Below are 14,969 nucleotides of genomic sequence, written 5' to 3'. Positions count from 1 at the left end.
CGGCTGGCGCAGCCGGCGGGCACGGCTCAGTAGAATGGATAAGTGGCAAATCCAGCAAGTTACCGGCCCAGGACGGGTGAAATCCCCACCAACCCGGGGGTCTACCGGTTCCGCGACCCCCACGGCCGGGTCATCTACGTCGGCAAGGCCAAAAGCCTCCGCTCCCGGCTGAACTCCTACTTCGCCAACCCGGCAGGGCTGCTGCCCAAGACCTACGCCATGGTCCACGCAGCGAGCAGCGTGGAGTGGACGGTGGTGGGCAGCGAGCTGGAGTCGCTGCAGCTGGAATACACCTGGATCAAGGAATTCAAGCCGCGCTTCAATGTGGTGTTCCGGGATGACAAGACCTACCCGTACCTTGCCGTAACCATGGGAGAGAAGTACCCGCGCGTCCAGGTCATGCGGGGCGACAAGAAGAAGGGGACCCGCTACTTCGGTCCCTACACCGCGGGCGCCATCAGGGAAACCATGGACACCCTGCTCCGGGTGTTTCCGGTCCGCAGCTGCAGCGCAGGGGTGTTCAAGCGTGCCGAAGCCACCGGCCGGCCCTGCCTCCTGGGCTACATCGACAAATGCTCGGCCCCGTGCGTGGGCCGCATCTCTGCCGAGGACCACCGCTCCCTGGCCGAGGACTTTTGCGCCTTCATGGGCGGCGAGGCCAAGCGCTTCATCGCCAAACTGGAAAAGCAGATGGCGGATGCCGTGGCCGAGCTTGACTACGAGCACGCCGCCAGGATCCGGGATGACATCGCCGCCCTTCGGAAAGTCTTCGAGCGCAATGCAGTGGTGCTCGCGGAGGACACGGACGCGGACATCTTCGCGCTCCACGAGGACGAACTCGAAGCCGCGGTCCAGGTGTTCCACGTCCGCGGCGGCAGGATCCGCGGCCAGCGCGGCTGGGTGGTTGAGAAGGTGGAGGACTTCACCACGCCCGACCTCGTGGAGCACCTCCTGCAGCAGGTCTACGGCAACGACGGCGACAGCCACGGCAGACTGCCCCGCGAGGTGCTGGTTCCCGTGGAGCCCAGCAACGCCGGGGAGCTGGCGCAGTGGCTCGGCGGAATCCGGGGCGCAAAGGTGGACATCCGGGTTCCGCAGCGCGGCGACAAGGCCGCCCTCATGACCACCGTCCGTGAAAACGCCGAGCATGCGCTGAAGCTGCACAAGACGCGAAGGGCCGGAGACCTCACCGTCCGCTCCCAGGCTCTCCAGGAACTCCAGGAAGCGCTGGACCTGCCGGTGCCCCTGTTGCGGATCGAATGCTTCGACGTCTCCCATGTCCAGGGAACCAACGTGGTGGCCTCCATGGTGGTGGTGGAGGACGGCCTGCCGAAAAAGTCCGACTACCGGAAGTTTTCCGTCACCGGGCCCGCAGCAGCCGACGACACCGCCGCCATGCACGACGTCCTCACCCGGCGGTTCCGCCACTACCTGCAGGACAAGTCCGCCCAGGTGGATGACTCGGTGCTGGGCCCTGCCCCGGAAGATGCGGAACAACCGGAACCCGGGCAGCAGGAGACGCCCATGGACAGCAGCCCGAAGGACAGCACCGTGGCGGACACCACGACGCCCGCCCCGCGGGCCAAGTTCGCCTATCCGCCCAATCTGGTGGTGGTCGACGGCGGCAAGCCTCAGGTCAACGCCGCTGCCCGGGCCCTCGCGGACCTGGGCATCGACGATGTCTACGTGGTGGGCCTCGCCAAGCGCCTCGAAGAGGTCTGGCTGCCGGACAGCGACTTCCCCGTAATCCTTCCCCGGACCTCACAGGGGCTGTACCTGCTGCAGCGCATCCGTGACGAAGCCCACCGCTTCGCCATCACGTTCCACCGGCAGAAGCGCGGCAAGGCGATGACGGTATCCGCGCTGGACGGAGTTCCCGGGCTGGGCGCATCCAAACGCAAGGCACTGCTGGCCCACTTCGGGTCCGTCAAGGGGGTCAAGGCCGCCTCCGCCGAAGAGCTCTCGCAGGCGAAGGGCATTGGCCCTGCGCTGGCCAGCGCCATCGTCAGCCACTTCTCCACGGGCGAACCGGCTGCGGCAACGGTGCCCGCCATCAACATGTCCACCGGCGAAATCATTGAAACTTAGCTAGGGTAAGGGGCGGGGTTTGCGCGGTGCGCGCCCCGGCATGGCAACAACAGAAACGGGGCGGACCTAATGGCAGACACGACGGCGGAATCCGGAGCCGGGCAGGACGGGATGCAGCCCGTCAAGCCGCTCGAAGCGGAGCTGCTGGTGGTCACCGGAATGTCCGGAGCCGGCCGGAGCACCGCCGCCGACGCGCTGGAGGACCATGGCTGGTACGTGGTGGAGAACCTGCCGCCGCAGATGCTTGGCACGCTGGCCGAACTCGTCTCCCACGCCCCGCAGTCCATCCCGCGGCTCGCCGTGGTGATCGACGTCCGCAGCAAGGGGCTCTTCGCGGATATCCGCGCCGCCCTCGGTGCCCTCGCGGCCAGCGGCGTTACCTTCCGGGTCCTGTTCCTCGACGCCAGCGACAACGTCCTGGTCCGCCGCTTCGAGCAGGGACGACGGCCGCATCCGCTGCAGGGCGGCGGCCGCATCCTGGACGGCATCGCCGCTGAACGCGAGCTGCTGCAGGAACTGCGCGACAGCTCCGACGTCGTCCTGGACACCTCCGGCTACAACGTCCACGGGCTGGCCACGGCCATCACGGAACTCTTCAGCGAAACGGGCCCCGTGGCCCTCCGGCTTAACATCATGAGCTTCGGCTTCAAGTACGGCCTGCCCGTCGACTCCAACTACGTGGCCGACGTCCGGTTCATCCCCAACCCGCACTGGGTTCCGCAGCTGCGCCCGCACACCGGGCTGGACAAGGACGTCAGCGACTACGTGCTGGAGGCGGAAGGCGTCAAGAACTTCGTGGACCGGTATGTCATGGCCCTGGAGCCCGTCCTGGACGGATACCGCCGCGAAAACAAGCACTACGCCACCATCGCCGTGGGCTGCACCGGCGGCAAACACCGCTCCGTCGCCGTCGCCGTCGAGCTCTCCAAGAAACTGGCGCAGTTCCCCCGGGTCACCGTGACCACCACGCACCGGGATCTGGGCCGCGAATAATGGCGCTGTTCACCGGCGCGCTGCCGCTGGTTCCGCCTGCGTCCGGAACCGGAGCCAGCCAGCAGGACAAAGGTCCCAACGTTGTGGCGCTCGGCGGCGGCCACGGCCTCTCCGCCTCCCTCTCGGCGCTGCGCCTGCTCACGTCCGAACTGACCGCCGTCGTTACGGTGGCGGACGACGGCGGCTCTTCCGGGCGCCTGCGCGAAGAGTACGGCGTCCTCCCGCCGGGGGACCTGCGGATGGCCTTGTCCGCGCTCTGCGACGACACGGACTGGGGCAGGACCTGGCGCGACGTCATGCAGCACCGCTTCCGTCCCGGCAAGGGCCCGGGCGGTTCGCTGGACGAGCACGCCATGGGGAACCTGCTGATCGTCACCCTTTGGGAGCTGCTGGGGGACACCGTGGCCGGATTGAAGTGGGCCGGTGCGCTGCTGGGCGCCCGCGGCCAGGTCCTTCCCATGTCCACGGAGCCGCTGACCATCGAAGGCGACGTCCGCGTCACCGCGCCGGATGGCGCCTCCGCCCTGCAGACCATCCGCGGGCAGGCGCGCTGTGCCGTGGCGGGCTCGCTGGAACACGTCCGGCTCATGCCCGAGGCGGCCCGGGCCTGCACGGAGGCGCTCACAGCCATCGAACTGGCTGACTGGGTCATCCTGGGCCCGGGCTCCTGGTACACCTCCGTGCTGCCGCACCTGCTGCTGCCGGAGATGCGCCAGGCGCTTTGCAACACCCCGGCCAAACGCTGCCTCACCATGAACCTCGCCACGGACACCAAGGAGACTTCCGGGATGACGGCGGCGGACCATCTCGACGTGCTGCGGCGCTACGCCCCGGAGTTCACGGTGGACGTTGTCCTGGCCGATCCTGCCTCGGTGCCGGACCGGCAGGAGTTCGTGCGGGCCGCCGCGATGATCGGGGCCGAGGTTGTCTTGGGTAAAGTAGGGGCGTCGGGACGCCGGCCCGTCCATGATCCCCTGCGTCTGGCGACGGCGTACCAGGACATTTTTGGGAACAGTTAGGAAGGTGCCATGGCACTGACAGCATCGGTCAAGGAAGAACTGTCCCGTCTGGACATCAAAAAGTCATCGGTGCGCAAGGCCGAAGTCTCCGCAATGCTCCGCTTCGCCGGCGGGCTGCACATCATTTCCGGCCGGATCGTCATCGAAGCCGAAGTGGACCTGGCCTCCACGGCGCGGCGCCTCCGCGCAGCGATCGCCGAGGTCTACGGGCACCAGAGCGAGATCATCGTGGTGTCCGCCGGGGGACTCCGCCGGGCCAGCCGCTACGTGGTGCGGGTGGTGCGCGACGGCGAGGCGCTGGCCCGGCAGACCGGCCTCCTTGACGGTCGCGGCCGTCCCGTGCGCGGGCTGCCGTCCGCCGTCGTCAACGGTTCCGCCGCGGACGCGGAAGCCGTGTGGCGGGGCGCGTTCCTTGCCCACGGCTCGCTCACCGAGCCCGGCCGGTCCTCCTCGCTGGAGGTCACCTGCCCCGGCCCGGAATCCGCACTGGCGCTGGTGGGGGCCGCGCGCCGGCTGGACATCCAGGCCAAAGCGCGGGAAGTCCGCGGCGTGGACCGCGTGGTCATCCGCGACGGCGATACCATCGCCGCCCTCCTCACCCGCATGGGCGCCCACGATGCGCTGATGGTCTGGGAGGAGCGGCGCATGCGCAAGGAAGTCCGCGCCACCGCCAACCGCTTGGCCAACTTCGACGACGCCAACCTGCGCCGCTCGGCCCAGGCTGCAGTGGCAGCCGGTGCCCGTGTAGAGCGTGCCCTCGAGATCCTGGGCGACGACGTTCCCGAGCACCTGAAGTACGCCGGCGAGCTGCGCGTGGCCCACAAGCAGGCCAGCCTGGACGAACTGGGGCGCCTGGCCGACCCCGTCATGACCAAGGACGCGATCGCCGGACGCATCCGCCGCCTCCTGGCCATGGCGGACAAACGCGCCGCTGACCTGGGCATTCCCGGTACGGACGCCAATGTGACGCCCGAAATGCTGGACGAGTAACCGACCCATAGAATCAAAAAGATTCCGGGCGCCCGCCGCCCGGATGCACAATCCGAGAGTTACCAACCGGACCGAGCGTCCACGATATTGGAGGATTTTGTGACCGAGTACGTATTGCCGGAACTCAGCTACGACTATGCCGCCCTTGAACCGCACATCTCCGCGCGGATCATGGAGCTGCACCACAGCAAGCACCATGCCGCCTACGTTGCTGGCGCCAACAACGCCCTGGCACAGCTGGCCGATGCCCGCGAGAAGGGCGACTTCGCCAACATCAACAGGCTCTCAAAGGACCTCGCATTCCACACCGGCGGGCACGTCAACCACTCCGTGTTCTGGAACAACCTGTCCCCGGACGGCGGCGACAAGCCCGAGGGTGAGCTGGCTGCCGCCATCGACGACGCCTTCGGCTCCTTCGACGCCTTCCGCGCGCAGTTTTCGGCAGCCGCACTCGGCCTGCAGGGATCGGGCTGGGGCTTCCTGGCCTACGAGCCCATCGGTGGCAACCTGGTCATCGAGCAGCTCTACGACCAGCAGGGCAACACTGCGCTGGGCACCACCCCGCTGCTGATGCTCGATATGTGGGAGCACGCCTTCTACCTGGACTACGTCAACGTCAAGGCCGACTACGTCAAGGCGTTCTGGAACATCGTGAACTGGGCCGACGTCGCCAAGCGCTTCGAGGCAGCACGCACCAACGCCACGGGCCTGATCACCCTCCCGTAGTGACCCGCGCTACAAGCGCTTGTTACAAACTTCACATTCGGACTTAAATGGGCCGCGATGTGGACCGTCCGCCCCCGCACTTGCGGGGGCGGACCCAGTTAAACGTAAGATAGGTCACGGAAGGCGGTTAGCCTTCAGCAATGAGGCTGGTCGCCCTCCGTATGTAAATCATCTCTGCCCAATGGCGTGCGGGATCTGTTAGTTGGCTTGAACGCCCGCTCAACTAGTAGTGCTTCTAAAAGCACCAAGGAGACTGAAAAAGTGACGACCCGTATTGGTATTAACGGCTTTGGCCGCATCGGCCGCAACTACTTCCGCGCAGCACTTGCACAGGGCGCGGACCTCGAGATCGTAGCCGTCAACGACCTCACCAGCCCCGAGGCCCTGGCACACCTGTTCAAGTACGATTCCGTGGGCGGCCGCCTGAAGGAAACCATCGAGGTCAAAGACGGCAACATCGTCGTCAACGGCAACGTCGTCAAGGTCCTTGCAGAGCGCGATCCCGCCAAACTCCCCTGGGGCGAGCTGGGCGTGGACATCGTCATCGAGTCCACCGGTTTCTTCACCAAGGCCGCCGATGCGCAGAAGCACATCGACGCCGGCGCCAAGAAGGTCCTGATCTCCGCTCCGGCCTCGGACGAGGACATCACTATCGTCATGGGTGTCAACCACAACCTGTACGACAACGCCACCCACAACATCATTTCCAACGCGTCCTGCACCACCAACTGCCTGGGCCCGCTGGCCAAGGTGGTCAACGACGAGTTCGGCATTGAGCGCGGCCTCATGACCACCGTCCACGCCTACACCGCCGACCAGAACCTGCAGGACGGCCCGCACAAGGACCTCCGCCGTGCCCGCGCCGCCGCCGTCAACATGGTGCCCACCTCCACCGGTGCCGCCAAGGCCATTGGCCTGGTCCTGCCCGAGCTGAAGGGCAAGCTGGACGGCTACGCCATCCGCGTTCCCGTGCCCACCGGTTCCGCCACCGACCTCACCGTCACCGTCTCCCGCGAGACCACCGTTGAGGAAGTCAACGCCGCCCTCAAGCGTGCTGCCGAGTCCGAGGAACTGCAGGGCTTCCTGACCTACACGGAGGAGCCCATCGTGTCCTCCGACATCGTCGGCGACCCCGCCTCGTCCATCTTCGACGCCGGACTGACCAAGGTCATCGGCAACCAGGTCAAGGTTGTTTCCTGGTATGACAACGAATGGGGCTACTCGAACCGCCTCGTCGACCTTACGGAGCTTGTCGCGTCCAAGCTGGGCTAGGGTTAGACACATGACATCACACACCCTCAACGAACTTCTCGCTGAAGGTGTCCGCGGGCGGTACATTCTGGTTCGTAGTGACCTGAATGTGCCGCTCGACGGCTCTACAGTCACTGACGACGGCCGTATCAAGGCCTCACTTCCAGTGCTGTCAAAGCTCACGGACGCCGGTGCCCGCGTGCTGGTAACAGCCCACCTTGGACGCCCCAAGGGCGCCCCCGAGGATAAGTACTCCCTCCGCCCCGCAGTTGACCGCCTGGCGGAACTTGCCGGCTTCAAGGCCACCCTGGCGGGGGACACCGTCGGCAGTTCCGCCAAGGAAGCCGCGGCGTCGCTGCAGGACGGCGAAGCCCTGGTCCTGGAGAACGTCCGGTTCGACGCCCGCGAAACCAGCAAGGATGACGCCGAGCGCGGCGCCTTCGCTGACGAGCTGGTGGCGCTGACCGGTGACAACGGCGCGTACGTGGATGACGCTTTCGGCGCTGTGCACCGCAAGCATGCCAGTGTTTACGACGTCGCCACCCGGCTTCCGTCCTACCTGGGCGACCTGGTGCACACCGAGGTGGAGGTCCTGCGCAAGCTCACGGCCGATACCCAGCGTCCCTACGTGGTGGTGCTCGGCGGATCCAAGGTTTCGGACAAGCTGGCGGTCATCGATAACCTGATCGGCAAGGCTGACACCATCCTGGTGGGCGGCGGCATGCTGTTCACCTTCCTCGCCGCAGCAGGCCACAAGGTGGCTTCCAGCCTGCTCGAGGAGGACCAGATCCCGGTGGTCAAGGAGTACCTGAAGCGCGCCTCGGACGCCGGCACCGAATTCGTGGTGCCCACCGACGTCGTGGTGGCGGAGAAGTTCGCGGCTGACGCTGCGCACGAGACCGTTTCCGCCGACGCCATCGAGGACAGTAGCTTCGGTGCCCAGGGTATCGGCCTGGACATCGGCCCGGACTCGGCCGCTGCGTTCGCAGGTCGGATCAAGGGAGCCAGGACGGTCTTCTGGAACGGCCCGATGGGGGTCTTCGAATTCGAAGCATTCTCCGCCGGAACCCGCGCCATTGCGCAGGCCCTCACCGAAACCGAAGCGTTCACGGTGGTGGGCGGCGGCGACTCCGCGGCTGCCGTCCGCACCCTTGGTTTCGCAGATGACCAGTTCGGCCACATCTCAACCGGCGGCGGCGCCAGCCTGGAGTACCTCGAAGGCAAGGAACTTCCCGGCCTCAGCGTCCTGGACCGCTAGACAGCACCCCACCTTCCAGTCCTCAGGCCGGCAGGTTGCCCGCGCGGCAGCCTGCCGGCCAATCACTTATCAAGACTTTTTGGAGATTACGTGACTTCGTCAACGAACGGCGCTTTCGACCGCAAGCCCTTCATCGCGGGCAACTGGAAAATGAACATGGACCACGTGCAGGGCATCACCCTCCTGCAGAAGCTGGCCTGGACCCTTTCGGATGCCAAGCACGACTACAGCCGCGTCGAGGTAGCTGTCTTCCCGCCGTTCACTGACCTCCGCGGTGTGCAGACGCTCGTCCAGGGCGACGACCTGGACATCGCCTACGGTGGCCAGGACCTTTCCCAGTTTGATTCCGGCGCCTACACCGGCGACATCTCCGGCCAGTTCCTGAACAAGCTCGGATGCAAGTACGTGCTGGTGGGCCACAGCGAACGGCGCACCATCCACAACGAATCCGACGACGTCCTCAACGCCAAGGTCAAGGCTGCCTTCAAACATGGCCTCACGCCCGTCCTGTGCGTCGGGGAGGGCCTGGAGGTCCGCCAGTCGGGCACGCACGTGAACCACACGCTGGAACAGCTTCGCGCCGGCGTCGCGGGCCTGACCAGCGAGCAGGCTGCAGAACTCGTAGTTGCCTATGAGCCCGTCTGGGCCATCGGCACCGGTGAAGTTGCCGGACCGGAGGACGCACAGGAGATGTGCGCCGCCATCCGCGCCGAGCTCGCCTCGCTGTTCGATGCCGACGTCGCTGCCAGGACCCGCCTGCTCTACGGTGGATCGGTCAAGGCCAACAACGCCGCCGCCATCCTGAAGGAGCGCGACGTCGACGGCCTGCTGGTGGGTGGCGCAAGCCTCGATCCGGCCGAGTTTGCTAATATTGTCAGGTTCGAGAGTCACCTGGTGGCGGACTAGTCCGTCCCGCAGCGCACACTCCCGCAATCCCAACTTCCTGAAAGGCCGTCGTGGACGTTCTTCATGTCATCCTGCAGATCCTCCTGGGCATCACCAGCCTCCTGCTGACGCTGCTCATCCTTCTCCATAAGGGACGGGGCGGCGGTCTGTCGGACATGTTCGGCGGCGGAATGAGTTCGGGCCTGAGCTCCTCCGGCGTGGCCGAGCGGAACCTGAACAGGTTCACCGTGATCCTGGGCGTCACCTGGGGCATCGTCATCATCGCCCTGGGCCTGATCATGCGGTTCAGCGGCGGCGACTCCTGATTCTCCTCGGCTGAGGCGCGCCGGCGGGCACTCCCGCCCGGCGGATCTGCCTACTAAACTGTGGCTGTCGGTTCCCGACAGCCACAGTTTTTGTTTAAGCCAGGCAATTTCGAGGCAGGAGTTCCGGTGGTCCATCCAGCATCAGGCTTCCGCGGTACCCGTGCAGGAGTAACAGCGGGATCAGGTTCCAGCCTCCAGTCCGGCGAGGACCACGGCTCCCTCCTGCCGCGGATCAAGGTGTCCTACTGGTGCGCCAAGGGCCACGAAACGCAGCCCGTGTTCCTCAAGCTGCCGGAAGACCAGATCCCGGTGGTGTGGGACTGCCGGAGGTGCGGGGCTCCCGCCACCAGGGACGGCCATGCCGCGGCAGCGGCCGACGCGCTGGACGATGGCTACAAGAGCCATCTTGAGTACGTTAAAGAAAGGCGCTCCGGCCAGGACGCCGAAGACGTCCTGGCCGGAGCGCTGGAAAAGCTACGCGCCCGCGGGATCCTTTCGGACGAGCTGCTGCGGGACACGTGACGCGGCGTTCTCGTCGATAAGCCAGAGGGTGCGGGACGTTCCCCGCGGCCCGGCCGCGGGCACCTGCACGGGGTTGGCCCCGGCAAGGGCCAGGCCAACCGCACCCGCCTTGTCCTCGCCTGCGACCACCATCCACACCTCCGCGGCCGTGTTGATGGCCGGCAGGGTGAGTGACACGCGCAGGGGCGGGGGCTTGGGGGAGTTGCGGACTCCCACCACCGTCCGTTCCTTTTCCCGGATCCCTGCCTGCTCGGGGAAGAGCGAAGCAACATGGGCGTCAGGCCCCACGCCGAGCAGCACCACATCGAGACGGGGAAGCGCCGCGGGATGTTCGGGCCGATCATCGGACATGTCGGCCGCATGTTCGGCCGCCGCAGCCTCCCGCAGCCGCCGTGCATAGTCCTCGGCGGCCTCCTCGGGTGTCTCGAAGTCGTCGGAGGAACCGGGCTGGTGGACGCGCTCCGGGTCCACCGGGATACGCGAGAGCAGGGCGTCAAACGCCTGCTTCGTGTTCCGGTCGGGATCCGCGGAACCGACGAAACGTTCGTCGCCCCACCAGAAGTTCACCCTGGACCAGTCGACGGCGGGCGCCGCCGGAGAGTCAGCTACAGCCTTCAGCGTGCCGATGCCCACCGTGCCTCCGGTGAGCACCACGGTGGCCTCGCCGTGTTTGTCCTGCACATCCACGAGCTTGGTGATGAGCCGGGCCGCAATGGCCGCCATCAGGACGGACGAATCAGGATGGACGCTTACTCTGGGCTCAACGCTCACTGGGACGGACGCTCCTTAGATTGGTTCGTGGCAGTCCAATAGTAATCACTTCGCCAAACACTTCGTCGGGGTCGAGCCGGCGGAGTTCTTCGGCGAGGCAGTCGCGGAGGCTGCGCCGTGGCAGGGAGATCCGTTGGGCCGGCTGGCCGGGCTGGGTGAGCTCGGCGACGGAAAGCCCCGGGCGGAACAGCTGCACATCGCCGCCGGGGCGGCTGAGGCGGACCCGGCGGATCCCGGTCCCCGCTGGGTCGGCCACGATGGTGACCGGCGCATCCAGGGTGAGGGTGAGCCAGGCGGCGAGCAGGATAGTGCTGGGTGAATCCGAGGCACCTTCGACGGCGACCGCTGTAACCGGGGAGGTGTCCACCTCGTCCAGGGCTGCGGCGAGTTGGATGCGCCAGTTGGTGAGGCGGGTCCAGGCGAGGTCGGTGTCGCCGGCCTTGTAGGTGGCGCGGATGTTTTCCAGCGCGGCCTGGGGGTCGGGTTCGTTGGCGGAGTCGGTGATCCGTCGGTGCGCGATGCGGCCGATGGAGGTTTCGCACGCGTTTTCCGGGGCGCCGTGCGGCCACCAGGCCACGATCGGGGCGTCAGGGAGCAGCAGCGCCGCGACCAGCGACTCGGACTCGTGCGCGAGCTGGCCGTAGCCGCGCAGCACGATCACTTCGGAGGCGCCGGCGTCCCCGCCGACCCGGATCTGCGCGTCCAGCCGGTCCGCGTGTTCCTTCCCGGCGTCGGCGAGCACGATGATCCGGCAGGGGTGTTCCCGGCTGGCCTCGTTCGCGGCCTCGATCGCTTCTTCCTCGAGCCCGGACTTCGTCACGACCACGAGGGTCAGGACCCGGCCCAGGGCGATCACGCCGCCCTGCTCGCGCAGGGCCATGATCTTCTTGGAGACGTTCGAGGTGGTGGTATCGGGCAGGTCTACGATCATGGCCTTCTCCAGGTTCGTCCGTCACGGGCCAGCAACTCGTCCGCTGAGGCGGGGCCCCAGCTGCCGGGGGCGTAGGGCTCGGGCTGCTCTCTCAAGGACGCCCAGTAGTCCTCGAACGGGTCAAGGATCTTCCAGGACAGCTCCACTTCCTCGTGCCGCGGGAACAGCGGCGGCTCACCGAGCAGCACATCCAGGATCAGCCGCTCGTAGGCCTCGGGGGAGGATTCGGTGAACGAGTGCCCGTACCCGAAGTCCATGGTCACGTCCCGGACCTCCATCTGGGTGCCCGGGACCTTGGACCCGAACCGGATCGTGGCGCCCTCGTCGGGCTGGACCCGGATCACCACGGCGTTCTGCCCGAAGTCATCATCCGTGTGGTCCCGGAACAACAGGTTGGGGGCGCGTTTGAACACCACCGCGATCTCCGTCACCCGCCGCCCCAGCCGCTTCCCGGCACGCAGGTAGAACGGCACCCCGGCCCACCGGCGGGTGTGGATGTCCACCCGGATCGCGGCGTAGGTTTCCGTGGTCGAGTCCGCAGGGATGCCCTCTTCCTCCAGGTAGCCCTGGACCTGCTCACCGCCCTGCCAGCCGCCGGTGAACTGGCCGCGGGCCGAGTGCGTGGACAGATCCTCGGGGAGCTTGACCGCGGCGAGGACTTTTTCCTTCTCCGCGCGCAGGTCATCGGCATTGAACGAGATGGGCTCCTCCATCGCGGTCAGGGCCAGCAGCTGCAGCAAGTGGTTCTGGATAACGTCGCGGGCAGCGCCCACGCCGTCGTAATACCCCGCCCGGCCGCCGGTGCCGATGTCCTCCGCCATCGTGATCTGGACATGGTCCACATAGTTCGCGTTCCACAACGGCTCAAACAGCTGGTTCGCGAACCGCAGCGCCAGGATGTTCTGGACCGTTTCCTTACCCAGGTAATGATCGATCCGGAACACCGCATCCGGCGGGAACACGGACTCCACGATATCGTTGAGCTTCCGGGCCGACTCAAGGTCGTGCCCGAACGGCTTCTCGATCACCACGCGGCGCCACTTGTCCCCGTCGGCCTGCGCGAGCCCGTGCTTGGACAACTGCCGGCATACCTGCTCAAACGCCTTCGGCGGGATCGACAGGTAGAACGCGTGGTTCCCGCGGGTGCCGCGGACTTCATCGAGTTCCTTGACCGTGTCACCGAGCCGCTGGAACGCTCCATCGTCGTCGAACTCGCCCTGCACGAACCGGATGCCCTCGGCGAGCTGGTTCCACACCGCCTCGTCGAAGGGTGTGCGTGCATAGGCCTGGACCGAGGACTTCACCTGGGCGGCGAAGTCCTCATCACTCCACTCCCGGCGCCCGAAGCCCACCAGCGCGAAACTCGGCGGCAGCAACCCGCGGTTGGCGAGGTCATACACCGCCGGCATCAACTTCTTCCGCGCCAAGTCGCCAGTGACCCCAAAGAGCACCAAGGACGACGGACCCGCAATCCGGTTCAAACGGCGGTCCCGCGGATCCCGGAGCGGATTCCGCCCCCGGCCCGCGGCCTTCCTGCCGTATTCAGTTTCTGGCATAGTGCTTGTGCGCCTTTAGCTTTCGGTTGCGGATGCGCGGGCGGAGAGCGCTGCGATGATGTCTTGCAGCTGCGCCACGCCGGCGGCACGGTTGGTCAGGTGCAGGCGGAGGACGGGGCGGCCGTGTCCTTCCAGGACCTGGGCATCACCCGCAGCCTGCGCGGAAATCAGCTCACCGAACGTGAAGGGCCGGTCCGGGATGGCCAGGTCTTCCGCCGCGGATGCCGTCACCTGGAGGAACACACCGATGGCGGGACCGCCCTTGTGGAACTGGCCGGTGGAGTGCAGGAAGCGCGGTCCCCAGCCGAAGGTCACGGGCCGGCCGGTGGCGGCCGCGAGCTCGTCGCGGATGCCTTCCAGTTCCGCGAAGGCCAGGCGGTCGAAGTAAGCCTGGACGCTGAGGTAGCTGTCCGGGGACAGCGTGCCCAGCAGGGCCTTCACGGCACCTTCGGCGGTGGCTGCGTCACCGAGCCAGTCGCCGCCGCGGACCTCGATGGCGCCGTCGACAAACGCCGCAGCCGTGGGTTCGGGCTGTGCGTCCAGCAGGCCGCGGGCAGCGACCTTGGCTGCCTCCACGTCCGGCTGGTCGAACGGGTTGATGCCCAGCAGGCGGCCGGCGACGGCCGTTGCGAACTCCCACACCATCATCTGCGTTGCCAGGCCGCCGGCGATGGCTACCTGGTTTTCGCCGAGTTCGACGTCGGCGTCCGCGTTCACAAGGCGCACCACCAGCACGTCCGGGGCGCCGTAGCTGACCTCGGGGGAGGCGGGGCCTGCAACAACCGGCAGGACACCCGTGCCCAGCTTGCCCGTCGATTCCGCGATGAGCTGCTCGGCCCAGTCGGCAAAACCGACAATGCCGGATCCGTCCTCGGCAATCACGATCTTGTTGCGCAGCGGCGTGGTGCCGCCCAGCGCAGCACCGAGGGCCAGGCCGATGTTCTCCGGTGCGTCCTCATTGAGGATTTCCGCAGCTTCTTCGGCTTCATCCAGGAAGGCCTGGATGTCCACGCCGGCCAGGCCCGACGGCACCAGGCCGAAGGCGGTCAGCGCCGAGAAACGACCGCCCACGTTGGGGTCGGCGTTGAACACCGCACGGTAGCCGGCCTCACGGGAAGCCTTGTCCAGCGGGGAACCCGGATCGGTGACAATGATGATCCGGCTTGCGGCGTCGATGCCGGCGTCGTTAAACGCCTTCTCGAACACGCGGCGCTGGGAATCCGTTTCCACGGTGGAGCCCGACTTGGACGAGACCACAATCGCGGTCTCGGCCAGCCGGTCCGCCAGGGCAGCACGGACCTGGTCCGGGTCCGTGCTGTCCAGCACTGTCAGCTCGACGCCGGCGGTACCGGCAATGACCTCGGGTGCCAGCGAGGATCCGCCCATGCCGCAAAGCACGATGCGGGTCACACCCTCGGCCCGAAGGGCGTCACGGAGTTCCAGGATGTCCTGCACCAGGGGCTGGGAGACGGTGGCTGCCTCCACCCAGCCAAGCCGGATCGCTGACTCGGACTCGGCGTCCGTACCCCACAGGGTGTGGTCCTTGGCGAAGATCCGGGTGGCAATCCGATCCGCCACCAGGGTGGGAATGTGCTGCTCGAGTGCCTGCTGTGCTGCGCCGGTGGCGTCGTAGCTGAGAGTGCTCATCTGGGA

General features: G+C 66.8%; 14 protein-coding genes. 10 read left to right on the top strand and 4 right to left on the bottom strand.

Going from position 1 to position 14,969, the window contains the following annotated elements; translation table 11 throughout:
- Positions 1 to 42 precede the first annotated feature (42 nt).
- From uvrC to AC5RUO_RS09325, 10 genes are all read left to right on the top strand, one after another.
- On the top strand, positions 43 to 2,088 hold the full coding sequence (uvrC, locus tag AC5RUO_RS09370) for an excinuclease ABC subunit UvrC (RefSeq protein WP_494009070.1): 2,046 nt from the start codon (positions 43 to 45) through the stop codon (positions 2,086 to 2,088).
- A gap of 69 nt (positions 2,089 to 2,157) precedes the next feature.
- Positions 2,158 to 3,081, top strand: coding sequence for an RNase adapter RapZ (gene rapZ, locus AC5RUO_RS09365; RefSeq protein ID WP_494009071.1), 924 nt, complete (start codon positions 2,158 to 2,160; stop codon positions 3,079 to 3,081).
- A complete protein-coding gene (locus tag AC5RUO_RS09360) occupies positions 3,081 to 4,100 on the top strand; it encodes a gluconeogenesis factor YvcK family protein (protein ID WP_494009072.1) in 1,020 nt (339 codons plus the stop codon). Before rapZ ends, AC5RUO_RS09360 begins: the two co-directional genes overlap by 1 nt.
- A 9-nt stretch (positions 4,101 to 4,109) precedes the next feature.
- On the top strand, positions 4,110 to 5,090 hold the full coding sequence (gene whiA / locus AC5RUO_RS09355; RefSeq protein WP_009357654.1) for a DNA-binding protein WhiA: 981 nt from the start codon (positions 4,110 to 4,112) through the stop codon (positions 5,088 to 5,090).
- Positions 5,091 to 5,189: 99 nt separating this feature from the next.
- A complete protein-coding gene (locus AC5RUO_RS09350; protein WP_494009073.1) occupies positions 5,190 to 5,816 on the top strand; it encodes a superoxide dismutase in 627 nt (208 codons plus the stop codon).
- Positions 5,817 to 6,077: 261 nt separating this feature from the next.
- Positions 6,078 to 7,088: a type I glyceraldehyde-3-phosphate dehydrogenase gene (gap, locus tag AC5RUO_RS09345; protein ID WP_459792717.1), complete on the top strand. Its 1,011-nt coding sequence runs from the start codon at positions 6,078 to 6,080 to the stop codon at positions 7,086 to 7,088.
- A 10-nt stretch (positions 7,089 to 7,098) separates the two neighbouring features.
- Positions 7,099 to 8,325, top strand: coding sequence for a phosphoglycerate kinase (locus tag AC5RUO_RS09340; RefSeq protein WP_494103327.1), 1,227 nt, complete (start codon positions 7,099 to 7,101; stop codon positions 8,323 to 8,325).
- 90 nt (positions 8,326 to 8,415) lie between these two features.
- Positions 8,416 to 9,231: a triose-phosphate isomerase gene (gene tpiA / locus AC5RUO_RS09335; RefSeq protein ID WP_494009075.1), complete on the top strand. Its 816-nt coding sequence runs from the start codon at positions 8,416 to 8,418 to the stop codon at positions 9,229 to 9,231.
- A 50-nt stretch (positions 9,232 to 9,281) separates the two neighbouring features.
- Entirely contained in the window at positions 9,282 to 9,536 is a 255-nt protein-coding gene (secG, locus tag AC5RUO_RS09330) for a preprotein translocase subunit SecG (RefSeq protein WP_009357659.1), read from the top strand.
- Positions 9,537 to 9,662: 126 nt separating this feature from the next.
- Positions 9,663 to 10,058 carry an RNA polymerase-binding protein RbpA gene (locus AC5RUO_RS09325; RefSeq protein WP_494103326.1) on the top strand — a complete coding sequence of 132 codons (396 nt, stop codon included), beginning with the start codon at positions 9,663 to 9,665 and terminating at the stop codon, positions 10,056 to 10,058.
- On the opposite strand, the gene pgl is transcribed toward AC5RUO_RS09325, so the two are convergent.
- Genes pgl through AC5RUO_RS09305 form a run of 4 tightly spaced genes read right to left on the bottom strand, consistent with a single transcriptional unit; the run spans position 10,011 to position 14,963 of the window.
- Positions 10,011 to 10,829, bottom strand: a complete 819-nt coding sequence (gene pgl, locus AC5RUO_RS09320; RefSeq protein ID WP_494052270.1) for a 6-phosphogluconolactonase — start codon at positions 10,827 to 10,829, stop codon at positions 10,011 to 10,013. The two genes, AC5RUO_RS09325 and pgl, sit on opposite strands and share 48 nt — an antisense overlap.
- Positions 10,819 to 11,760, bottom strand: coding sequence for a glucose-6-phosphate dehydrogenase assembly protein OpcA (locus AC5RUO_RS09315; protein ID WP_494052271.1), 942 nt, complete (start codon positions 11,758 to 11,760; stop codon positions 10,819 to 10,821). Before AC5RUO_RS09315 ends, pgl begins: the two co-directional genes overlap by 11 nt.
- Positions 11,757 to 13,316, bottom strand: coding sequence for a glucose-6-phosphate dehydrogenase (zwf, locus tag AC5RUO_RS09310; RefSeq protein ID WP_494103325.1), 1,560 nt, complete (start codon positions 13,314 to 13,316; stop codon positions 11,757 to 11,759). Before zwf ends, AC5RUO_RS09315 begins: the two co-directional genes overlap by 4 nt.
- Positions 13,317 to 13,331: 15 nt before the next feature.
- Entirely contained in the window at positions 13,332 to 14,963 is a 1,632-nt protein-coding gene (locus tag AC5RUO_RS09305) for a phosphoglucose isomerase-related protein (RefSeq protein ID WP_494009080.1), read from the bottom strand.
- Positions 14,964 to 14,969: the final 6 nt, after the last annotated feature.

The organism is Arthrobacter sp. Y3221087, assembly GCF_059089905.1.
The sequence above is the reverse complement of the archived record's forward strand: the minus strand, read 5'-3'. Positions and strand labels throughout refer to the sequence as shown.